Source organism: Pseudomonas sp. 18-147, assembly GCF_051048045.1.
Classification (GTDB): domain Bacteria; phylum Pseudomonadota; class Gammaproteobacteria; order Pseudomonadales; family Pseudomonadaceae; genus Pseudomonas; species Pseudomonas aeruginosa.
The window spans coordinates 1,153,566-1,176,151 of record NZ_CP182296.1 but is presented as its reverse complement, the minus strand read 5'-3'; the positions used below and the strand labels follow the sequence as shown (position 1 = coordinate 1,176,151).

Annotated in this window: 18 protein-coding genes; 5 read left to right on the top strand and 13 right to left on the bottom strand. The window is 66.5% G+C overall.

Annotation, left to right across the window (positions count from 1 at the left end; genetic code table 11):
• Positions 1-210: 210 nt before the first annotated feature.
• The 3 genes from ACM0M4_RS05610 (at position 211) to betT (ending at position 4,290) form a co-directional block, all read left to right on the top strand.
• Positions 211-990, top strand: coding sequence for a MetQ/NlpA family ABC transporter substrate-binding protein (locus ACM0M4_RS05610; protein ID WP_003118275.1), 780 nt, complete (start codon positions 211-213; stop codon positions 988-990).
• Positions 991-1,164: 174 nt separating this feature from the next.
• Positions 1,165-2,139, top strand: a complete 975-nt coding sequence (locus ACM0M4_RS05605; protein WP_003119235.1) for a sigma 54-interacting transcriptional regulator — start codon at positions 1,165-1,167, stop codon at positions 2,137-2,139.
• Positions 2,140-2,328: 189 nt separating this feature from the next.
• Positions 2,329-4,290, top strand: a complete 1,962-nt coding sequence (gene betT / locus ACM0M4_RS05600) for a choline BCCT transporter BetT (RefSeq protein ID WP_003119234.1) — start codon at positions 2,329-2,331, stop codon at positions 4,288-4,290.
• Between the two features lie 107 nt (positions 4,291-4,397).
• On the opposite strand, the gene ACM0M4_RS05595 is transcribed toward betT, so the two are convergent.
• The 6 genes from ACM0M4_RS05595 to ACM0M4_RS05570 all read right to left on the bottom strand — a co-directional run bounded on the left by ACM0M4_RS05595 (position 4,398) and on the right by ACM0M4_RS05570 (position 11,338).
• The gene (locus ACM0M4_RS05595) at positions 4,398-6,434 is read right to left on the bottom strand and encodes an OPT family oligopeptide transporter (RefSeq protein ID WP_004351570.1); all 2,037 of its coding nucleotides are present in this window, start codon (positions 6,432-6,434) and stop codon (positions 4,398-4,400) included.
• Between the two features lie 162 nt (positions 6,435-6,596).
• Positions 6,597-7,430, bottom strand: a complete 834-nt coding sequence (tauD, locus tag ACM0M4_RS05590) for a taurine dioxygenase (protein ID WP_003163093.1) — start codon at positions 7,428-7,430, stop codon at positions 6,597-6,599.
• Positions 7,431-7,536: 106 nt separating this feature from the next.
• Positions 7,537-8,355, bottom strand: a complete 819-nt coding sequence (locus tag ACM0M4_RS05585) for an ABC transporter permease subunit (RefSeq protein WP_003114312.1) — start codon at positions 8,353-8,355, stop codon at positions 7,537-7,539.
• Complete coding sequence (locus ACM0M4_RS05580; RefSeq protein ID WP_004351571.1) at positions 8,345-9,136, bottom strand: taurine ABC transporter ATP-binding protein; 792 nt, start codon at positions 9,134-9,136, stop codon at positions 8,345-8,347. The genes ACM0M4_RS05585 and ACM0M4_RS05580 overlap by 11 nt, the downstream gene beginning before the upstream one ends.
• Positions 9,137-9,200: 64 nt before the next feature.
• The gene (gene tauA, locus ACM0M4_RS05575) at positions 9,201-10,214 is read right to left on the bottom strand and encodes a taurine ABC transporter substrate-binding protein (RefSeq protein WP_023128303.1); all 1,014 of its coding nucleotides are present in this window, start codon (positions 10,212-10,214) and stop codon (positions 9,201-9,203) included.
• A gap of 203 nt (positions 10,215-10,417) precedes the next feature.
• Positions 10,418-11,338 carry an acyl-CoA dehydrogenase family protein gene (locus tag ACM0M4_RS05570; protein ID WP_003143037.1) on the bottom strand — a complete coding sequence of 307 codons (921 nt, stop codon included), beginning with the start codon at positions 11,336-11,338 and terminating at the stop codon, positions 10,418-10,420.
• Between the two features lie 369 nt (positions 11,339-11,707).
• Between ACM0M4_RS05570 and ACM0M4_RS05565 the strand changes: the two genes are divergently transcribed.
• A complete protein-coding gene (locus ACM0M4_RS05565) occupies positions 11,708-11,989 on the top strand; it encodes an HU family DNA-binding protein (RefSeq protein WP_003093079.1) in 282 nt (93 codons plus the stop codon).
• Between the two features lie 123 nt (positions 11,990-12,112).
• Here the strand turns inward: ACM0M4_RS05565 and ACM0M4_RS05560 are convergent, their stop codons facing one another.
• From ACM0M4_RS05560 to rocR, 7 genes are all read right to left on the bottom strand, one after another.
• Positions 12,113-12,709: an HAD family hydrolase gene (locus ACM0M4_RS05560; protein WP_003107576.1), complete on the bottom strand. Its 597-nt coding sequence runs from the start codon at positions 12,707-12,709 to the stop codon at positions 12,113-12,115.
• Positions 12,706-13,575 carry an acyl-CoA thioesterase II gene (gene tesB, locus ACM0M4_RS05555; RefSeq protein WP_003093084.1) on the bottom strand — a complete coding sequence of 290 codons (870 nt, stop codon included), beginning with the start codon at positions 13,573-13,575 and terminating at the stop codon, positions 12,706-12,708. The genes ACM0M4_RS05560 and tesB overlap by 4 nt, the downstream gene beginning before the upstream one ends.
• Positions 13,576-13,608: 33 nt before the next feature.
• Positions 13,609-15,204, bottom strand: coding sequence for a SagB/ThcOx family dehydrogenase (locus ACM0M4_RS05550; RefSeq protein WP_024928858.1), 1,596 nt, complete (start codon positions 15,202-15,204; stop codon positions 13,609-13,611).
• 2 nt (positions 15,205-15,206) lie between these two features.
• The gene (locus ACM0M4_RS05545; protein WP_003106018.1) at positions 15,207-15,785 is read right to left on the bottom strand and encodes a GNAT family N-acetyltransferase; all 579 of its coding nucleotides are present in this window, start codon (positions 15,783-15,785) and stop codon (positions 15,207-15,209) included.
• Positions 15,786-15,811: 26 nt separating this feature from the next.
• The gene (locus tag ACM0M4_RS05540; protein WP_003106016.1) at positions 15,812-16,402 is read right to left on the bottom strand and encodes a GNAT family N-acetyltransferase; all 591 of its coding nucleotides are present in this window, start codon (positions 16,400-16,402) and stop codon (positions 15,812-15,814) included.
• Between the two features lie 214 nt (positions 16,403-16,616).
• Complete coding sequence (locus ACM0M4_RS05535; RefSeq protein ID WP_003106014.1) at positions 16,617-20,255, bottom strand: transporter substrate-binding domain-containing protein; 3,639 nt, start codon at positions 20,253-20,255, stop codon at positions 16,617-16,619.
• Between the two features lie 101 nt (positions 20,256-20,356).
• Positions 20,357-21,535: a two-component system response regulator cyclic di-GMP-specific phosphodiesterase RocR gene (gene rocR / locus ACM0M4_RS05530; protein ID WP_003106013.1), complete on the bottom strand. Its 1,179-nt coding sequence runs from the start codon at positions 21,533-21,535 to the stop codon at positions 20,357-20,359.
• Between the two features lie 281 nt (positions 21,536-21,816).
• Between rocR and ACM0M4_RS05525 the strand changes: the two genes are divergently transcribed.
• Positions 21,817-22,446, top strand: coding sequence for a response regulator transcription factor (locus ACM0M4_RS05525; RefSeq protein ID WP_003106011.1), 630 nt, complete (start codon positions 21,817-21,819; stop codon positions 22,444-22,446).
• Positions 22,447-22,586 lie beyond the last annotated feature (140 nt).

The following is a 22,586-nucleotide window of genomic DNA, read 5'->3' as shown; positions in this document are numbered from 1 at the left end:
AGCCTAGACCGTCCTGCTGTGGTCGGTTGTCGCGAGACAAATTGCCTCAGCTCTCTCATATTCATTAATAGAATATAAAAATAAACAAATAATATTTTTATGGAATAAAAAGAGTCGCTACTCTCCCCTTCAAGCCGCCCCTCGCGTGTTGGCGCCCCTCCTTCACCGCCCTGAACGCAGCGGCGGACATCGCCCTACAAGGATCGAAGAATGAAAAAACTGCTCCTGCTGACTGCCCTGGCCTCCGTCATCAGCGTTTCCGCCAACGCAGCGGAAAAGCTCCTCGTCGCCGCCACGCCGATCCCCCACGCGGAAATCCTCGAGCTGATCAAGCCGACCCTGGCGAAGGAAGGCGTCGACCTGCAGATCAAGGTGTTCACCGACTACGTGCAGCCCAACGTGCAGGTCGCCGAGAAGCGCCTGGACGCCAACTACTTCCAGACCCTGCCGTACCTGGAGAACTTCAACAAAGGCAAGGGCACCAACCTGGTCACCGTGGTCGGCGTACACGTCGAGCCCTTCGGTGGTTATTCGAGGAAATACAAGTCGCTGGCCGAGTTGCCCGACGGCGCCACCGTCGCCATTCCCAACGAAGGCAGCAACAGCGGGCGCGCCCTGCTGCTGTTGCAGAAGGCCGGCCTACTCAAGTTGAAGGATCCGAACAACGCCCTGGCCACGCCCAAGGACATCGCCGAGAACCCGAAGAACCTGAAATTCAAGGAACTCGAATCGGCCCTGCTGCCGCGCGTGCTGGACCAGGTCGACCTGGACCTGATCAACACCAACTACGCGCTGGAGGCCAAGCTCAACCCGGCCAAGGACGCGCTGGTCCTGGAAGACCGCGATTCGCCCTATGTGAACTACCTGGTGGCGCGTCCTGACAACAAGGACAGCGACGCCCTGAAGAAGCTTTCCGCCGCGCTGACCAGCCCGGAAGTGAAAGCCTTCATCGAGAAGAAATATGCCGGCGCGGTGGTCCCGGCCTTCTGACCCCAGCCCGTCCCGACTCCCACGCTGGGCGCCGTTGCAGCGCCCCTTGTTCACGCCGGTGTCGCATGGCTTGCACCGGCGTTTCTTTTTCCGCAACGGCCCCCGCCCGCAGCCGTTCCGGCCGTCGTCGCGGCGCAGGCGCTGGAGGCGCCCCGTGCCGCCAAGGAGTTACCCATGAGCGAGAAACCACGCCCCGCGCCGCTGACCTTCCCCGACGCCGACCGCAGTCCGCTGAGCATCCGCGCCAAGGCCCTGGTGTTCTTCGACCCACGCTCGCACCGGGTCCGCGAAGAACTCGAGCGCCTCGCGCCACAGGGCCAGCCGGTGCTGATCGAAGGCGAGACCGGCACCGGCAAGGAGCTGCTCGCCCGGCAGATCCACCGCCACAGCGAACGCGCCGGTCTGTTCGTCGCGGTCAGTTGCAGCGCCCTCAGTCGCAACCATGCCGAAGCCGAGCTGTTCGGCTACGCTCCCGGCGCCCATAACGGCCCGGTCGGCAGCCGCGCCGGCTGGTTCGGTTCGGCCAATGGCGGCACCCTGTACCTGGACGAGATCGCCGACCTGCCGCTGACGCTGCAGGCCAGGCTGCTACAGACGCTGGAGGAACGCGAGGTGCTGCGGGTCGGCGCGCAGCAGCCGATTCCCCATGACGTGCGCCTGGTCACCGCCACCAGCGTCGACCTGGACCAGGCGGTGCGCGCCGGCAAGTTCCTGGCCGGCCTGCAGCAGTACCTGCACGACGGCCGCCTGAGCCTGCCGCCATTGCGCGAACGTCCGGGAGACATCCTGCCGCTGGCGGAATACTTCATCGGCGTCTATGCCCAGCGCCTGGACCTGCCGGTGCCGGCCATCGGCGTGGAAACCCAGCGGGTCCTCGAGAGCTATCCCTGGCCAGGCAACATCCGCGAGCTGGAAAACGTCGTCCACTTCGCCCTGCTGGTCAGCGACAAGGAAGAAATCCTGCCGCAGCATCTGAATTTTGGCGGGGCAACGCCAGACCCATCGCTGGCCGGTCTGCGGCGCCTGCTCGGCCAAGCCGGAGCGCCGTCGCTGGAGCAGGTACAGGCCCTGCTCCTGCAACTGGCCACCGAGCAGGCAGGCGGCGACGAGGAGGCGGGAAGGCGGCGCCTGGGACTGGCGGCGAACTGAAGGAATCCTTCGGCGAACGTGCGGGAAAAGCGCGGCGCCGAAGGCTTCCATACGTCCGAAGGATTGGCTCCCGGGCCCTTGATCGTGTTTATATTGAACGCTTGATCAAATTAAGGACGAGGAGACCAGCCTGTTTTGACTGACGCACAATCGCCCTCCGCCACCCCCTCCACCCCCACGCCCATCCGCATGAATCCCCCGGTGTTCTACGGTGCGGCGATCCTGATCCTGCTGTTCGCCGCAGTGGTCATCGGCTTCCCCCAGCGCGCCGGCGAATGGCTGCTGGCCGCGCAGACCTGGGCCTCGCAGACCGTCGGCTGGTACTACCTGCTGGCGATGACGCTGTACCTGATCTTCGTGGTGGTCACCGCGCTTTCCGGCTACGGCAAGATCAAGCTCGGTGCCGACCACGACGAGCCGGAATTCAGCTACCTGTCCTGGGCCGGCATGCTGTTCGCCGCCGGCATCAGCATCACCCTGTTCTTCTTCTGCGTATCCGAACCGCTGACCCACTTCCTCCAGCCGCCGCAAGGCGAGGCCGGTACCCAGGAAGCCGCGCGGCAGGCCATGGAACTGCTGTTCCTGCACTGGGGCCTGCACGGCTGGGGCGTGTTCGCCCTGGTGGCGATGGCCCTGGCCTACTTCGCCTACCGCCACAACCTGCCGCTGGCCCTGCGCTCGGCGCTCTACCCGTTGATCGGCAAGCGCATCAACGGGCCGATCGGCTACACGGTGGACTGCTTCGGCATCATCGCCACGGTGTTCGGCCTCGGCGCCGACATGGGCTTCGGCGTGCTCCAGCTCAACTCCGGGCTGGACTACCTGTACGCCATCCCGCATACCCACCCGGTGCAGATGGCGCTCATCGTGTTGATGATGGGCGCGGCGATCTCGGTGGCGGTCTCCGGGGTCGACAAGGGCATCCGCATCCTCTCCGACATCAACATGCTGCTGGCTTGCAGCCTGTTGCTGTTCGTGCTGTTCGCCGGTCCGACCCAGCACCTGCTCAACACCCTGGTGCAGAACGTCGGCGACTACCTCGGCCACCTGCCGGGCAAGAGCTTCGACCTCTACGCCTACGGCGGCCCCAGCGACTGGCTGGGCTCGTGGACGGTGTTCTACTGGGCCTGGTGGATCGCCTGGGCGCCCTTCGTCGGCCTGTTCATCGCGCGCATCTCGCGCGGCCGGACGATCCGCGAATTCGTCTTCGGCGTGCTGTTCATCCCGCTCGGCTTCACCCTGGCGTGGATGTCGATCTTCGGCAACAGCGCCCTGGAGCAGGCCCTCGGCGGCGCCAGCGAACTCGGCCGGGTGGCCATCGAGCAGCCGTCGATGGCCCTCTACCAGATGCTCCAGAACTACCCCTGGAGCCGCGCGGTGATCACCGTCACGGTGCTGGTCAGCTTCGTCTTCTTCGTCACCTCGGCGGACTCCGGCACCGTGGTCCTCTCCACCCTCTCCGCCCACGGCGGCAGCGCCGACGACGACGGGCCGAAGTGGCTGCGGGTGTTCTGGGGCTCGGTCACCGCGCTGGTCACCGGCGGGCTGCTGTTCGCCGGCAGCATCGACGCGCTGAAGTCGGCGGTGGTGCTGACCTCCCTGCCCTTCTCGCTGATCCTGCTATTGATGATGTGGGGCCTGCACAAGGCCTTCTACATGGAGTCGCAGCGCCAGCGGGCGCGGAGCCACTCCCTGGCGCCGCTGATGAGCGGCAACGGCAAGCGCTCCGGCGGCTGGAAGCGACGCCTGTCGCAGGCCGTGCACTTCCCCTCGCGGGACGAGGTGTACCGCTTCATGAACGACGTGGTGCGCCCGGCGATCAGCGAGGTTTCCGAGGTGTTCCGCGAGAAGGGCCTGGCGGTGGACGCCCAGCTCGACCCGGGCAACGCCTCGCTGAGCCTGGAGATCGGTCATGGCGAGCAGCATCGGTTCCTCTACCAGGTGCTGATGCGCGGCTACTTCACGCCGTCCTTCGCGCGTGCCGGCATGGGCGGCCTGCACCTGAAGAATCGCCGCTACTTCCGTGCCGAGGTGCATCTCGCCGAAGGTAGCCAGGACTACGATCTGATGGGCTACACCAAGGAGCAGATCATCAACGACATGCTCGACCAGTACGAGCGGCACCTGCAGTTCCTGCACCTGGTGCGTTGAGCGCAGGAAAAGGGGGCGCGCAGGGCGCCCCTTCCCTCATCCTCCGTCCCTGACCGCGGGGAATGACGCTAGCGGCAACATCCCATCCCCGTGCAGCTGCGAATCCCTCAGCGCGCCAGCACTCGCCGGTAGAACAGCACGCAGATCGCGACGAATACCACCAGTCCCAGCCACTGGGCGATGCCCGCGAAGCCGGCGCCGGCCAGCGCCAGCGGCGCGTCCTCGCCGGTGGCGCCGATCACCCCGGCGAGCAGGATGCCCATCAGGCTCTCGCCGACGATCAGCCCCGAAGCCAGCAGCACGCCGCGTCGCTTCGGCTCTTCGGCATAAGCCTCTTCGTCGACCCCGGCCGCCGCCGCACGCTTCTTCAGGGCATTTTCCAGCAGCCAGGAAATCAGCGCACCGACCACCAGGGTCATGCCGATGGTCGGCGGCAGGTAGATCCCCAGGCCCACCGCCAGCACCGGCAGGCAGGCCTTGCCGGTACGGCGCAGGAGCAGGTCGACGAGGATCAGGGCGATGCCCAGGGCGACGCCGATGAGGATCATGTTCCAGTTCAGCGCGTCGTGGAAAATCCCGCTGGCGATCGCCGTCATCAGGGTCGCCTGCGGCGCGGCCAGGGCCTGGCCGGGGTCCATTCCCTCGCGCGGCAGGGCCCCGGTGAAGCCGTAGGCGCTGTAGAGCAGTTCCAGCACCGGGGGGATCACCAGCGCGCCGACGATGCAGCCGACGATCAGCGCGACCTGCTGGCGCCAGGGCGTGGCGCCGACCAGGTAGCCGGTCTTGAGGTCCTGCAGGTTGTCGTTGGAGATCGCCGCGATGGCCAGCACCACCGAGGTGGTAAACAGCGCCAGGGCGATCGCCAGCTTGCCGTTCTGGCGGTCCAGCAGGCCGCCCTCGATGCTGCCGAAGCCGAGTATCAGCAACGACACCAGGATGACCGCGATGATCCCGATCCCCGAGATCGGACTGCTCGACGAACCGACCAGGCCGGCCATGTAGCCGCAGGCGGCGGCGATCAGGAAGCCGAAGAAGAAGGCGAACACCACGCATACCGCCACCAGGCTCCAGAACTGCGGGCTGGCCATGTCCGGCGCGGCGGCACCGAGGAAGTGGCTGAAGACCACGAACAGCGAGACCAGCAGTATCCCGGCGATCAGCAGGATCCACTTGGCCGGCATGTCCAGCTCGGTGCGCAGGCTGTTCGCCTGGCTATTGCCGCGCACTGCCCCGAGGGAGACCCAGACGCCCCGCACCATCGGCTTGAACAGGGTCGCCAGGGTCCACAGCGCGGCCACGCCGATGGTGCCGGCGCCGAGGAAGCGCACCTGCGAACTCCACAGTTGGGTGGCCAGGTCCGACAGGCTCTGGCCGTCGGCCGGCACGCTGTTGACGGTCAGCAGCGGCACCGCGACGCCCCAGGAGATCACCACGCCGATGAGGATCGCGATGCCGGCGGTGATGCCCATCAGGTAGCCGGCACCGACCAGCGCCAGGGAAAAACCGGTGGAAAGGCGGAACGCCGCCTGCCCGGCACTGAGCCAGACGCTGAAGCCTTCGGCGAGAACCTTGAAGCCGCTGCTCCAGAGGCTGAACAGCGCCGCCACCAGGCCGCCGCCGAGGATGTCGTAGAGCCCCGGCGCGTTACCGGCGGCACGCGGCGCGCGGGCGTCTTCCTCGTCCTCGGCGCCGTCGCTGCCGACCCGGAGGATTTCCGCCGCCGCCACCCCTTCCGGATACGGCAGTTCGCTCTGCACCACCATCACCCGGCGCAGCGGAATGGTATAGAGCACCCCGAGAATGCCGCCGATGGAGCAGATCGCCGCGGTCTGCCAGAACGGGAAGCCACTCCAGTAGCCGATCATCAGCAGGCCGGGAAGGATGAAGATGATCGAGGACAGAGTGCCGGCCGCCGAGGCCTGGGTCTGCACCATGTTGTTCTCGAGGATGTTGGCGCCGGAGAAGTAGCGCAGGACGGCCATCGAGATCACCGCCGCCGGGATCGACGAGGCGAAGGTCAGGCCGACCTTCAGACCGAGGTAGACGTTGGAGGCGGTGAAGACCACGGTGATCAGCGCACCGAGGATCAGGCCACGCAGGGTGAGCTCTGGCAGGGTCAGCTCATCCGGGATGCGTTCTTGCATGGATGAAAACTCTCGAAACAATTGGACCCGCCAAGCTTAGGCGAGAGCGGCACGCCGGGACACGACAGCGAATGTCGCAGAGGCGACCTTTTCGAGAGCAAAAGCTGGCGGAACGGACAGTTGCCGGCGCGGGCCGCCGGAGGAAGCCCGCGCGCGGCGTCGTCAGAAGGGCTTGTCGCCGAGGATGGTGGCGCGATGCATGACCCGCCGCTGTGGCCGGTAATCGTCCACCGCGTAGTGCTGCGTCACGCGGTTGTCCCAGAACGCCACGTCGTTTTCCTGCCAGCGCCAGCGCACGGTGAATTCAGGTCGCGAGGCATGGGCGAAGAGGAACTTCAGCAGCGCATCGCTCTCGGCCGGCTCCAGTTCGTTGATGCGGGTGGTAAAGCCATCGCTGACGAACAGGCCCTTGCGCCCGGTGACCGGATGGGTGCGCACCACCGGATGCGAGCGCGGCGGATTCTTCAGGCGGGCCTCCTCCAGGCGCGCCAGGTCGGCCTCGGTGACGCCGAAGCGCTCGCGGGGGAAGGACTTGCCGATGTCGTGGGTCGCCGTGAGGCCGTCCAGCAGACGCCGCAGCGGCGCCGACAGCGCCTCGTAGGCCGCCGTGCTGCTCGCCCAGAGGGTGTCGCCGCCGTACGGCGGCAATTGCTTGGCGGCGAGCACGGCTCCCAGCGCCGGGGTCTCGAGGAAGGTCACGTCGGTGTGCCAGATGGCATTGTCGCGCACGTCGGTGACCGCGGTGTCGAGGACGATGACCTCCGGCTGCTCCGGCACGCTGGGGTAGATCGGATGGATGTGCAGGTCGCCGAAGCGGGCGGCGAAGCGCGCCTGGCTCCTGGGTTCCAGCGACTGGTCGCGGAAGAACAGCACCTGGTGTTCGAGCAGGGCCTGCTCGATGGCCCGCTGGCCGGTGTCGTCCAGCGGCGCGCCGAGGTCGATGCCGGAAACGATGGCGCCCAGGGCCGGGCTGATGGGTTGGATGGTCAGGCTCATGTCGTGCTACTCGTCGGGCAGGTTGCGGGCGCGCCCTGCGCGCCCTCGCTCCGGCCTTCGCCGCGTGAGTGAAGGCCGGTTCGGAAATGACTCGGGACTCTCGCGCTCAACCCCAGGCGGCGAAGCGCCGCTGGACCCAGCGCAGCCCCAGTTCGAAGGCCAGGGCGATGGCGGCGATCAGCAGGATGCCGACCACCACCACGTCGGTGGCGAGGAATTGCGCGGCGGACTGGACCATGAAGCCGAGGCCTCGGTTGGCCGCGATCAGCTCGGCGGCGACCAGGGTCGACCAGCCGACGCCGAGGGCGATGCGCAGGCCGGTGAGGACCTCCGGCAAGGCACTCGGCAGGATCACGTAGCGCACCACCTGCCAGCGGCTGGCCCCCAGGCAGCGCACCGCCTGCACCCGCGATCGATCTACGCGACGCACGCCGGCGGCGGTAGCGATCAGCAGCGGCGCGAACAGCGCCAGGTAGATCAGCAGCACCTTGCTCAGCTCGCCGATGCCGAACCAGATGACGATCAACGGCAGGTAGGCCAACGGCGGGATCGGCCGGTAGAACTCCACCAGCGGATCGAGGGCCGCTCCGGCCAAGGGATTGAGGCCCATCAGCACGCCCAGCGGGATCGCCGTCAGCACCGCCGCGCCGAGCGCCAGGAGCACCCGCAGCAGGCTGGTGCCGACGTGTTGCAGCAGGCTGGCATCGAGGTAGCCCTCCTGCCATAGCCGTTGCAGGGCTTCGAAGAGCTGTTCGGGCGCCGGCAGGAACAGCACGTCGACCCAGCCGAAACGGGTCGCCGCCCACCACAGCAGGGCCAGGGCCAGCACGCTGGCACCGGCGGCCCAGCGCCGACGGTCGCCGGGCAGACGGCGCTTGCGCGGGACAGGATTGGCAACGGCGAGTCCGAGGGTATCAGTGGGCATGTTCGGCCTCCGCGACATCGAGGAATTCGTCCAGCAACGCCTGGCGCAAACGGCCGAACTCGGGATCAGCCTTGATCGAACGCACCGTTTCGCCGGCGGCGTAACGCCGCGCGAAGTCCACCGGCAGGCGCTTGACGATGCGCGCCGGCGGGCCGTCCATCACCACCAGGTCGGTAGCCAGGAACAGGGCTTCGTCGACGCTGTGGGTGATCAGGAAGAGGCCCTTGCCGGTCTGCTTCCACAGGTCCAGCAGGAGCACCTGCATGCGCTCGCGGGTCAGCGCGTCGAGCGCGCCGAACGGCTCGTCGAGCAGCAGGAAGTCCGGCTCGACCGCCAGCGCGCGTGCCAGCCCGAGGCGTTGCCGCTGGCCGCCGGAGAGCTGGGCGACGGACTGCTCGGCGTACTCCTGGAGGCCCACCAGTTGCAGGACCTGGCGCGCCCGCGCGCTGCGCTCGGCCTTGCCCAGGCCACGGATGCGCAGGCCCAGGGCGACGTTTTCGAGGGCGTTGAGCCAGGGCATCAGGGCGTCGTCCTGGAACACCACGCCGCGCTCGCCGCCGGGCCCTTCGAGTGTCCGGCCGTCGATCTGCACGCGTCCCTGGTCCGGCTTCTGGAAACCGGCGAGGATGTTCAGCAGTGTCGACTTGCCGCAGCCCGAAGGACCCAGCACCACCAGCGACTCGCCCTTGGCCAGGCCCAGGCTGAGATCGCGGAGGATGGCGCGGCGCTGGCCGCGCTGTTCGAATGAGAGGCTGATCGCCTCGGCCGTCAGACGGCTCATGTGTTCTGCCCTCCGTAGGGTAAGAAAGCCTCCGCTTCGACAGGCCGGAGCGGAGTCGCGGAATTCAGCGCTGGCCGACCTGGACCTGCTCCGCCTGGCGCACGAAGTCGGCGCTGACGTAGGGCGAGTAGTCGCCGAGGACGGCCGGCACGCGCTTCTGTTCCTTGAGGAATTCGGCAGTGCCGGCGATAGCCTTGGCGGTGCCGCCGCCGAGCAGGTCGGCGGACAGTTGCGCCTGGCTTTCCGGGAAGGTCGAGCCGGCCAGCAGTTCGGGGACGTCCCTGGGATCGGCGCCGGTCAGCCGGGCGATCTTCTTCACCGGCTCGGAGTCGGCGGTCCATTCGGCCTTGTGCGCGTTGTAGTCGGCGAAGGAATCGAGGCTGACGCGGGCGAAGCGGGCGACGATTTCAGGATGCTTCTCGGCGAAGTCCTTGCGCGCCACCCACACCTCGAAGGTCGGCGCACCCCACTGGCCGACTTCGGCGGCGTCGGTGAGGACCTTGCCGCTTTTCTTGATCTCGCCCAGCGCCGGCGACCAGACGAAGGCCCCGTCGATGTCGCCGCGACGCCAGGCGGCAGCGATCTCGGCCGGGTTGAGGTTGACGATCTTCACCTTGGACGGATCGATCTGCCAGTGCTTGAGGGCGCCGAGCAGGCTGTAGTGGGAGGTTGAAACGAACGGGGTAGCGATGGTCTTGCCGACCAGGTCCTCGGGTTTCCCGATCCCGCTTCCATTGCGCACCACCAGCGCCTCGGCGGCGTTGATCTGCGCGGAAACGATGAAGGCGACGATCGGCAGCTTCCGCGAGGTCGCCGCTGCCAGCGGGCTGGACCCGATGTTGCCGAGTTGCAGGTCGCCGGAGGCGAGCGCGGCGATCACTTCCGGACCGCTGTTGAAGCGGCGCCAGTCGATCTTCTCGCCGATGGCTTTCTCGTACAGGCCATCGGCCTGGGGCACCTTGGTCGGGTCGATGCCGGTCTGGTAGCCGACCGTGATGTCGGCGGCCTGGGCGACGACGGAAAGGCTGGCAAAGGCCAGGGCTGCCACCAGGCGGTGCAGGGAATTCGGGCGTTTCATCGGGCGAACCTCGGAGGCAACGGTGCCGCGCTCCGGAGGAGAACGGACCAGGGACGGGCAATGGGTGGCGACAGCGAGTCCGGTGGTCCGGTGCGATGCAGATTACAGATATAAAAAAATCGATATAAATAATATTTTGGAATTAGTTTATGAGCGCGAATGCGCCCCCGGATGCCCTTCCGCCCTTGCTCCATGCCCCGTCCCTACAGGGCCGCGCCCAGCAGACGGGCTTCCAGGGCCTGTCGGCGCAGGCAGGCGAGCAGCCCGGCGCGGGCCACCGCCTCCGCCTCGCTCGCCAGCAGCGACGCCGCCGCGCTTTCGCGGAATGTCAGCGCGCCGCCGCGGGCGAATGCCGCCTGGAAGGACTCCGCCGCCAGTTCGACAAGACGCAGCGCGAGGGCGAGGAGACGCGGCGCCTCTCCCTGCCCCGCCACGTCGCCCGGTACCCGCGCAGCCTGGCCCAGGTCGAGGTTGGCCTGGGCCAATCGGGTCAAGCCTTCGCGCAGTTGCCCGCACGGGGTCGGCGGCAGGCCGGGCGGCACCAGGATGTCCTCGGGATGCAGCCGCAGCCGCTGGTAATGCAGCCGCTGCCCGGCGGGCAAGAACAGCCCCGAGCCATCGGCGAGGCCGGAGATGTCGATGCCTGCCCGCCCCGTTTCGGCGACAGCGATCAGGTGAGCGCGGGAGGGCGCGTGCCAGGCTGAGATCAGCAAGCGATCCACGTCTTCCACGGCGAAGCAATCGCTACCCCGTCCACCCACCAGGAAACCGCCCCGCCAGTGCTCCTGCGCTTCGGGCTGGGCGCGCCGCAGATCGACCGCCTCGCTCCACAGCCAGCGGCGCTCGACGCTGGCCGGCAACAGGCGGCGCTGCTGTTCAGGACTACCCAGCAGGCGAATGGAAGCGATCTGCAGATGATGCAGGGCCAGGCGCCGTGCCAGCTCGAGTTCCTGCTCGGCCAGGTGGCGGACGCCAGCGAAGATTTCCCCCCAGTCCCGCTCCATGCCGGCGAACACGCGCGGCACTGCCAGCGCCAGCAGTCCACTGTCGCGCAGGCTTGCCGCCCAACCGGCCATGGGTCGCGGTGTCCTGGGGTCGGGCGAGTGGAGCCGGGCTTCGCTCATGCGGCACCTCGAACGGGGAGCGAGGGCCAGGCGTTGGCGCGAGGTAAGCAGGCTCCGGTGATGGAAAGGGACGGGATGTCCTGCTTATAACCCTAATGGATGAAACCCTAACCTATAAATAACCAATAATCCTTAACTAAGAACCGGAGGCATGCGCCCCTGGCAGAACCATGAGGATGCGTCGGGCAACCGACGCCGGCATCATTCCGGACAGCCGCGAAAACCTCTGTAACGGCTCTGTCATGCGCGTCGTGCGAGGAAACAAATAAGCGGAGAAAAGGGAACCTTATTCGCGCCAAGCTGTTTAAAATCACGCCCGTTTCTGTGCGAGGCCCCTCGCGCAGTCTTTTACCAAGGAGCTACACCACCATGGCACTGACCAAAGACCAACTGATCCAGGACATCGCCGAAGCCATCGACGCGCAGAAGACCACCGTTCGCAGCGCGCTCGACCAGCTCGCCGAGATCGTCAAGGACGCCCTGGAGAACGATGGCGAAATCACCCTGCCGGGTATCGGCAAGCTGAAGGTCTCCGAGCGTCCCGCGCGCACCGGCCGCAACCCGCAGACCGGCAAGGCGATCGAGATCGCTGCCAAGCGTGTAGCCAAGTTCGTTCCGGCCAAGGCACTGACCGACGCGATCAACGGCTGATAACGGCCGCCGCATCCCGCACGGATGCGCAGGAAAAAAGCGCAGGAGCCTGGCTTCCTGCGCTTTTTTCGTTTTCGGGGAGCCGCTGGCGCTGCCGCCCTCGAGGTTTTCCGCCGGATATTCCTACGGCGTTTGCAGTTGCTCGAGCAACGCATGGCAATCGGCAGCGTGCCAGTCGGCCAGCTCCGGCCAGGGGTTTTCCGGCAGGTTGACCAGCACCGTGCGACTACCCGCGGCGCGTCCGCAGTCGAGGTCGAAACGGTAGTCGCCGACCATCACCAGCTCCGCCGGCGTCACGTTCCAGCGTCGGGCGATGCGCAGCAAGCCATCAGGGTCCGGCTTGGGCCGCGCCTCGCCGCGCCCGAGGATGTGCTCGGTGGGGAAGCAGCCGCCCAGGCCGATCGCTTCGAGGGTGATCAGCGCCAACTGGTGGTCGTTGCGGGTCAGGATGCCCAGGCGCACGCCGCGCCGCTGCAACTCGCGCACCAGTTCCAGTGCGCCCGGCGCCGGCCGCGCGGCCTCGGCCAGGGCGCGCTCGTGTTCGAGCAGCCAGGCGTGCTTGGCCGCCGCCTCGGCCTCGGGCAGGGCGGCGAGGTGCAGCAGGATGTCGTCCTGCTCGGGGATGTCCAGCGCTCGGCGGATCGCCGGGAAGTCGTGCACGGCCCGGGTCAGGGTGCCGTCCATGTCGAACACCCAGTGGCGGATGTCGGCCAGCCTCACGCCCAGTCCTCACGCTTGCGGATCAGGCCTTCCTGGCTCGACGAGGCGACCAGCTGGCCGCTCTGGTTGAAGATGCTGCCGCGCACGAAACCGCGTGCGTTGCCGGCCCAGGGGCTGTCGATGGCGTAGAGCAGCCACTCGTCCGCGCGCAGGTCGCGGTGGAACCACAGGGCGTGGTCGAGGCTGGCGACCTGCATGGTCTTCTGCCACACCGAAACGGCATGGGGCTGCATCGAGGTGGTAAGGAAACCGAAGTCCGAGGCGTAGGCCAGCAGGTACTTGTGCAGCGCCGGGACGTCCGGCAGCTTGCCGTCGGCACGGAACCAGAGGTACTTCACCGGTTCGTCGGGCTGCGGGTCGTAGGGGTCGTGCTGGGTGACCGGACGAATCTCGATGGGCTTCGGATACAGCAGCTTGTCGCGGATGCGCTCGGGAATCCGCTCGGCGCGCTGGCGGGTCAGCTCCAGTTCCGAAGGCAGATTATCCGGACCAACCACCTCGGGCATCTCGATCTGGTGGTGGAAACCTTCCTCGTCGTACTGGAAGGAGCTGCTCAGGGTGAAGATCGGCTGGCCTTTCTGGATCGCGGTGACCCGGCGGGTGCTGAAGCTGCCGCCGTCGCGCACCCGGTCCACCTGGTACACCACCGGCATGCTGGCGTCGCCGGGACGCAGGAAGTAGCCGTGCATGGAGTGTACGTGGCGATCGTCCTCCACCGTCTGGCTGGCCGCCGACAGCGCCTGCCCCAGGACCTGGCCGCCATAGAGCTGGCGGAAGCCGAGATCCTGGCTCATGCCCCGGAACAGGTTCTCCTCGATGGGTTCCAGGCTCAGCAAAGCCACCAGGTTGTCCAGTATCTGGGTCATGGGGTGTTTCCTCGAATTCGGGCTGTCGACGGGCTAGTCGCGGCGCATGGCCGGGTACGCGGGCATGTTGCAAAGACGAGTGTCCCACACCGCGCGGCCGAGGGTGAAATGGTAGAGACTGGCCATGGACTCATCCGTTAGTCCAAGCAGCTCATGCACCAGGGGGTCGTAGTAGCAGCCGATACCCGTCCCAGACAGCCCGGCGGCCTCCGCCTCGAGGTAGAGCAACTGGCCGACCTGCCCGCATTCCCAGTACAGCCGCGGATAGCACCAGGGACCTTCTTCGAGCGCCGCGCCGAGATGGGCGAGCATGGCGAGCGCGACGCAGCCGTCGCCGGCGATGTCCTGCTGGCAGGAGAGATACGCCGACAGCGCGCGTGCATCGCCTTCCTGCAACAGGTACAGCGGCAACTCCGGATCGACGTGCTGCCAGAGGAAGTCCTCGCGCATCGGCGGCCGCCGCAGGCCGCTGCGGTCCAGCCAGTACAACCCCGGCACCAGGCCCCGGACGCGATGGACGAACAGCAGCAGATCGACCCGCGCGGCCTCGCCGGTGACCGCGAAAGGCACCGGCGAGCGCTCCGGCAGCAGCCTGCGCAGCCAGGCCCGCAGCAGCCCGACATCGATGCCGGCGCGCCCGTCCATGCGCTGCGCGCTACGCCGCCGATGCAGCAGCGGTCGCAGCGGCAGGCCGGGGTTGTCGTTGCCGGGCTCGCCCGGTGCGACCCTCCACGGGCGTGCCGGCAGGCGCGGCGCCCGACATAGCCCATGTATCCGCTGCAACTCCGGCCAGTCCCGGTACTCCCGCGACAGCCGGTTCGGCGCGCCGGCCAACGGCAGGGCCGCCAGTCCTTCGCACAGGCGCGGCGAAAGGGAAGGCTCCTGCGTGAGCGCCGGCCCGATCCAGAACAGTGCGTCGACGCTCTCGCACTCGGCGAAGCCGTCCCGGTCAAGGCCGAACAGGCCGTCCAGTGCACTTTCGGCGACGCCGCGCAGCAGGCGCATCTCCCAGCCCTGGATCGCCGCGGCGATCGAGAGGCAGGCCAGCGCGTGGCCGAGGTCATGCTGGCAGTAGCGATAGGCTCGCTCACCGTATTTCCAAGCCTCGCGCCAGGGCACGCTGGTCCATGCCAGGAGGCAGCCGCCGGGCGGCAAGCAGTCATCCAGCAGCGAAGCCAGCGGCGCCGGCAGTTCGCCGCGCACCTCCAGGGCATGCTTGTCGGGACGGTAGTGGGCGAGCAGCGGCGCCGGCTCCAGGGTACCGCCGGGAAGCAGCAGGTAGGCTTCGGTGGGATGCAGGTTGCCGCTCGACGGATTGACCCGCAGCGCCCAGCGAGTGCCGCCGGCCTCCTTCCAGGCCGACAGCGCCAATCCGTCGTAGAGCATCTGCGAGAGGCTGCGGCGATCGAGCCGAGAGGGCGCGGCCGCCGGCCCGGAAAACACCCCATCGTAGGGTGGCGACTCCTCCAGCGGCCGATGCAGCAGTTCGATTTGCCGGCAGCCCCGGTACTGGCGGAACGGCGCCGGCTGGGTCGCCCAGTCCAGTCCGCCGGGACCGGGTGCGTAGCGCTCCGGGCGATGCATGCTGAGGCGATGGTAGGAGAGCACCTCGCCGCCGCCGTCGCCCATGTTCACCGCTCCGCCCAGCGGGCCGCGTCGACGCGATAGAGGATATGCCGGCGCATCGGGTGATCCGCTGCCAGGAGTGGGTGGTCGAAATCCTCGGCCGGATCGCGACGCATGCCCAGGCGCTCCATCAAGCCCCAGGAGCGGCGGTTGGGCGGCGTGGTGAAGGCCACCACCTCGGGCAGGCGCAGCCGCTCGAAGGCGAAGTCCAAGGCGGTTTCCGCCGCTTCGCGGGCGAGTCCACGGCCCCAGTAGGCGGGCGCCAGGCGCCAGCCGATCTCCACGGTCGGGGCGAAGTGCACGTCCATGGTCACGTCGAACAGGCCGGTGAATCCGATGAACGCCGCCTCGCCCGGTAGCTCCAGGGCCCAGGGCCCGTAGCCACGCTCGGCAAAATGCGCCTGGACGCGATCGACCAAGGCGTCGCTCTGCGCGCGGTCGAGCACACTGGGGAAGAATTCCATTACCTGCGGGTCGGCGCACATCTCGGCGAACGCCTCGCGGTCGCTGTCGCGCCAGGCGCGCAGCAGCAGGCGCGGGCCATGCAGTTCGGAAATGGCGGAAGGGGGAAGGTTCGCGTTCATGGGAGGCCTTTTCGGAAACGGCCGACTCATCTGCGAAGCCAGTCCTCGCGCGTCAACCGGTACAGCACATGATGCCGCAAGCGGTGGCCGGGAGGCAGGTCGGGATGCTCGAAGTCGTCGGTGGGATCGCGATGCATCCCCAGGCGCTCCATCAGCCCCAGGGAGTTCTCGTTGGCCGGTACGGTGAAAGCCACCACCTGGTCCAGGCCAAGGGTATCGAAGGCGTAGCTCAGCGCCGCCTCGGCCGCCTCGTGGGCGAAGCCCTCCGCCCAATGCTCGGCGGCGAGACGCCAGCCGATGGCCACCGCGGGTACGAAGGGCGCATCGAAGTCCACGACCTCCAGCCCCACGTAGCCGATGAAAGGATCGCCGCCCTTGACCTGCAGCGCCCACCAGCCAAAACCGTGCTCGGCGAAGTGCGCGTCGATGCGGCGCAGCAACGCGTCGCTCTGGGCACGATCCAGGCAGGACGGAAAGAACTCCATCACCAGTGGATCGGCATTCAGCTCGGCGAACCTGGCCCGGTCCTGCACCAGCCAGGGCCGCAGGATCAGACGGTGGGTATACAGCCGTGGCGAGCGAAGATGCTCGATGCTCAGGCTGGTCAGGTCGGCCATCGCTTGGTTCCTTTCGTTCAACGCACTCCAGAAGGACTATCTGACCGCAGGAATCGGCTGGGGTGCCCGCGAGGGCGGTATTCCGATCTTTGGTCAGGCTCCGCGGAAAAGGCTCCCCAACCGGAGTGTAGTCTTTTCCGCGCCTGGACATGCCCGATCCTCGGGCAAAGCGATGACGATTGGTTTACCGCCCGGGCAACGGGCGCGGGCCACGTCAATCCGTGCACTCTTCCACCAGGCTTTCGTCCAGGGCGAGGATCGCCAGTTTCACCCCAACGGCGCACTCTTCCACCCAGGCGAACGAGGCGTTCGGGCTGAGGCAGGCATCCTCGAGGCGCCGGCAGCTTTCCACCAGTTGCTCGCCACGCACCACCCTCGCCGCGCCCTTGATCCGATGCGCCAGCTCGGCCAGTTCGCCGGTCTCCTGGCGTTGCACCAGTCCCTCGAGGGTCTCCAGGTCCTTGCGGTTGCTGGTCAGCAGTTCGTCGAGCAGCCGCCTGAGCATCGTCGGCTCGCCGCCGGTCAGCGCATGCAGGGAATCCAGGTCGTAGAGACGGGGGGCCGTCGGAATGGCGACGGGTTCGGCATCGATGGTGACGGGCAGCTCGTCGGCGGCGAAGCCCAGGGCCAGCAGGCGCTCCTCGAGGACATCGAGGCCGATGGGCTTGATCAGGCACTCGTTCATTCCAGCCTGGATGCAGCGCTCGATCTCCTCCGGCTGGGCGTCCGCGGTGAGGCCGATGATGACCACCGGCTCCTCGCCATTCTCGCGCTCCTCCTGGCGGATCGAGCGGGCAAGGTCGGAGCCGCTCATCAGCGGCATGTGGCAGTCGGTGATGACCATGTCGAACGGTTGCCCATGCCACAGGTTGAGAGCGCTCAGGCCGTTCTCCGCTTCCTCCACGTCATGACCGAGGAAGCTCAGCTGTTGATGGAGGATCTGCCGGTTGACCGCATGATCGTCCACCACCAGCACCTGCAACCGCCGCGCCTGGCGACTGCCGAGCGGGATCGCCCGCACGTTCTCGACGATCGGTTCCAGCACCTGCAGGCGCAGCTCGACGTCGATCCGCGTACCCTGCCCCAGCTCGCTGCTCATCACCAGGCGCCCTCCCATCATTTCGCACAGCGAGCGCGAGATCACCAGGCCGAGCCCGGTGCCCTCGGTGTTCTGCAGGTTGCGGTTGACCTGGGCGAAAGGCCGGAACAATTGCTGCTGGTCGCCCAGGGAAATACCGATGCCGGTGTCTTCCACACAGAGATTGACCTGCAACAGCGACGGCTCCACCTGGCGGCCATCGATGCGGATGCGGATCGAGCCCTCGTCGGTGAACTTGATCGCGTTGCTGACCAGGTTGGAGAGGATCTGCTTGAAGCGCATGGCATCCAGCAGTACGTCGCCGTTGATGCTCGAATCGATCTCCAGCACCAGGCTCAGGCGCTTTTGCCGGGCCAGGCCTTCGAATACCCGTGCCACCGATTCCACCAGCTCGCGCAGGTTGGCCCGTTTCGGCGACAGGCTGAGGCGACCTGACTCGATGCGGGCGATGTCGAGAATATCGCCGATCAGCTCCAGCAGGCTCTTCGCCGAGGCATAGGCGATCTCGATGCTGGAACGGTCCACCCGACCGGTCTCGGCACGCTTGAGCGCCAGTTCGAGGATACCGATCACCGCGTTCATCGGCGTGCGGATCTCGTGGCTCATGGTCGCCAGGAAGGTGGTCTTGGCCCGGCTCGCTTCGTCGGCCAGATTCTTTGCCTCTTCCAGCTCATCGATCAACTGGCGGTGCTCGGTGATGTCCAGCCAGCCACAGATGACACCGCGGATGGTCCCGCTGGAATCGCGGAACGGCTGGATCCAGTGGTCGATCCAGCGCTCCCGACCGCCCAGCGCCACCGGGTAGACCGCCTCGATGGTCCTGCCCTCGCGCATGGCCATCAGGTAGCTGCGATGGAACTCCGGAGCGGTCTCGAAGTTTTCCATGGGCAGTTCGAGCACGGTGCGGTTCATCACCTCCTCGGAACTCAAGCCGACGCTCTGCAGGTAGCTGCGGTTGCAGGACAGCATCCGTCCGTTGACATCGCGCACATACAGCGGCGGAGGCATGCAGTCGGTCAGGGCCTCGACGAACCGCAACTGGTCGCTGAGCGCCTGTTCGACCCGCGCGCGCACCCTGATCTGCCGGCGCTGATAAGTGACCCAGCCCAGGCAGAGCAGCAGCAAGGCCGCTGCGATCGCCAGGATCTCGGTGATCACCAGGATGTAGTCGACCCAGGTCTGGCCGCTCATTCCCGGCGGCGAGCGCCAGCGATTGACGATATCGCTCAGGTCGTCCGGCGAGATGCTCAGCAAGGCCTTGTCGAGAATCGACTGGAGTTCGGCGTCGCCTCGGCGAACGGCGAAGTGGGCGGTGGCCGCACCGATGGGAACCAGGTCGGCGATCGCCAGCCTCTCGCGGAACAACCGGACGATGTAGTAGCGAGCGGTGACCAGCGGCACCACCGCCGCGTCGGCCCGTCCTTCGTAGACCAGGTTCATGGCATCCAGCGCGACGCCGACCTCCACCATCGAGGCCTGCGGATAGCGCTCGCGCACCTGTTGCATGCCCACATGGCCGGCGGGAATCGCTATGCGCTTGCCGTCGAGGCTCCCGGGGCTCTCCGCGCGTCCCTTGTCGTCCGCCCGGGTGACGAGGACGTACGAGGTGGACAGGAACGAGCGGGTGAAACGCAGCATTTCCTCGCGCTTGCTGCTGCGGCTCATGATCGCCAGGTCCGCCTCCTTCCTGGCCAATACGCCGATCTGCTCGGGGAAGCCCCCACTGCGAGGCGTGACCTGGAAATGCAGGCCGGTGCGGCGGGAAATCATGTCCAGCAGGTCGGAGGCGATGCCCGAGAAGGTCTCGTCGGAATTGAAGAAGGCCAGCGGCGCCAGGTCGTCGTTGATGACCAACCGCACCACCGGGTGGCGAGCGATCCAGCGACTCTCCTGCGGCGTCAGCGCGATACGCTGGCCCGTTGGCAGGGAACCGCTGCCGACCCAGCGCCTGGCGATGCTTTCGAGACGGTCCTGGTTGATCGCGCCGATGGCCGAGTTGACGACGCGCAACAGGTTCGTGTCGCCGCGACGAAGGAGGAAGCCGTAGCCCCCTTCCAGGCGGGCATCGGCAAACCGCTCGAACCTCACGTAGCCGTAATAGGACCGATTGATCCGGTGGTAGGCGCTGAGCACATCGTCGAGATACAGGTCGGTATGTCCGAAAGCCACCGCGGCAACGGCCTCGTCATGGCTGCCGAAGACCACGAAACGCGCCCGCGGGAAACGCTGGCGCAATTCCCCGACATGCTCCCGGGCCACCGCCACGCTGAGTCCGGCGAGATCCTCCGGCGAGTTGCGCTTTTCCCCCATCCGCTTGAACACCGCCAATCGATCACGGGCATAGGGTTGGCTGAGCACCAGGGAGGAATCACCCGCCGAGCTGTAATGGCTGCCAAGCAGGTCGATCTTTCCGGCAGCGAGCGCCGCCACGGCATCCGCATGGGTATCGAAGCTCACGACCTTGATGCGCATGCCGAGCAACTGCCCGACCAGCGTGGCGACGTCCGCCGTTATGCCTTCGTAGTTCTCGTCGTCGAGCCGGACGTTGAAGGGCGAGGTCTCGTCCAGCGCCGCGCCGAGTCTCAGGTGACCCTTGTGGCGCAGCCAGGCCCAGTCGTCCTCGGCGATCGCCATGTCCTCGTGCTCGATGCGCAACTGGCTGAACAGCGTCAGGGACGGATGCGCTTCGACGGCGAACAGGCGTCCGCCCGACAGCAGCAGGCAGAAGAACAGCAGGAATAGTTTTGATCGCATGAAAGGTCTGTGCGGCAGGGCCGGCAGTTGTATGGAAAGGAAACGCGTCCGGCGCGAGGCCCGGCGTTCGGCTAGAGGCAGCCGAGGCCAGGGCGGCGGCGTCAGGATCCGGAGCAATAGTCGAGAAAGTGCTGTTCCGGCATCGGCCGGGCGAACAGGTAGCCCTGGGCTATGGAGCAACCGAGTTCGATCAGGCGTACCCGTTGTTCGTCGCTCTCCACCCCTTCCACCACCAGGGAAATTCCCAGCGCCTGCGCCAACGCCACGACACTGCTGATGACGGCGCAACTCCTGGGCTGGGTCTTCATCTTCTGGACGAAGGTTCTGTCCAGCTTGATCTGGCTGAAGGGAAACTCGCAGAGCCGGTCGAGGGACGAATAGCCGGCGCCGAAATCGTCCATCGCCAGGCCGCAGCCCATGATCCGCAGACGCACGAGGTTCTCCAGGCTGCTGGCAGGAGCGCTGATCAACCCGGTCTCGGTGATCTCGAACATCACCGAACTGGGCGGCAGGTGGAACTCGGTCAGCAACGCCGAGATGTTCTCGGCCAGGGCACGCGAACCCAGTTGCGAAGGATGGACGTTGAACGCCAGGTTGATCGGCTGCCCCAACTGCGCCAGCTTCCTGCGCGTCGCCAGCCCCTGGCTGAACAGTTGCCAGAACAGCTTGTCGACCAGGTTGTAGGTTTCCATCACATAGAGGAAATGCGACGGCGGCAATACGCCGAGATGCGGGTGGTTCCAGCGTGCCAGGACCTCGGCGCCGATCAGGCCGCCGCCATCCAGGGCCACCTTGGGCTGGTAGTAGGCTTCGAACTCGCCATTGTCGAGGCCGCGCACCACGTCCGCCACGGAGGGCAGCTCGGCGACTTCGATCTGTCGCGGCAGGTCCTGGCGACGAGCGTTGTAGCGGGTCAACAGGGCGGTGATCCGCTCCAGGCTGAATGGCTTGCCGAGGTCGCCGAGAAAATTGAGGCCCAGGCACTCGATCATCGAAATGGTGGCCTGGCGCAGGATGGGATCCACCTCGCTGCTGAGGATCACCGAATGGACCTTGCCGCTCAGGCTTGCGTGGCGAAGGAACGCCAGGCCGTCCATGCCGCTCATCTGCAGGTCGCAGATGGCGATGTCGACGTGTCCGCAGGACTCCAGGATCGCCACCGCCTCCTTGCCGTCCGCCGCCTCGAGGATCGATCCGGGCACCACTTTCTTCAGGGCTGTGACGGCTACCAGGCGCTGAAAAGGCTCATCCTCCAACACCAGAACATTCAAATCATTCATCACGGTCCACACAGGGTTTCCAGGAAATACCGGCGATATACTGCTGTGTTTCCCTTACTAGACCTATGGGACAAGTCCCCATGTTTTGTGGGAATTTTCCTACTGATTTGGAGGTTCGGTTGGATTAGCATGGTTCCACATGAAAAACCGAGTCGCCCCGCCTTAACAGGCTATTCTGGACGGCGATCTCGGCCTAGCGCCCAACATGGATGACCACCGGCGGCAGCGCCCGGGAAATCGAATCCCGACCCTGTCCCGGTCCCTCAAGGTAAATCGAATTTATGCATACCGTCCTGATCGTCGACGACCACCCCGTCATCCGTCTCGCCGTGCGCGTCCTGCTGGAAAAGCATGGTCTGCAGGTGGTCGCCGAGACGGACAATGGCGTGGATGCCATCCAGTTGGTCCGGGAGCACGAACCGGACGTGGTGATTCTCGACATCGGCATTCCCAAACTCGATGGCCTGACCGTGATCTCGCGGATCAAGTCCCTGGGACTGCGTAGCCAGGTGCTGGTACTCACTTCGCAATCCGCAGAGGCGTTCTGCAAGCGCTGCATCCAGGTCGGTGCCCGTGGGTTCGTCAACAAGGAAGAAGACCTGAACAACCTGATCAACGCCCTGAACGCGGTGACCGCTGGCTACACGTTCTTTCCTTCGCTCACGTTCGATACCCTCGGCACCCCGCCGGAACGCATTTCCGAAAGCGAGCTTATCGGCCTGCTCTCCGACCGCGAGATGATCGTCCTCCAGCATCTCGCCATGGGCTATTCGAACAAGGCCATCGGCGAGAAGCTGTTCCTCAGCAACAAGACCGTCAGCACCTACAAGACCCGCCTGCTGCAGAAGCTCGGCCTGGGTTCGCTGGTCGACCTCGCAGAGTTCGCCAAGCGCAATTCGCTGATCCACTGACCTGGCGCTTGGCTGTCGAAGCCAAGGCCTAGGGCACCTTCGGGCAAGCGCGACCGGAAGCCGTTCCTGCCACGCGACGAGCGTCGGCGGATTTCCACAAAGCGTGTGGAACCGCCTGTGGATAAGGTGCGAAAAACGCT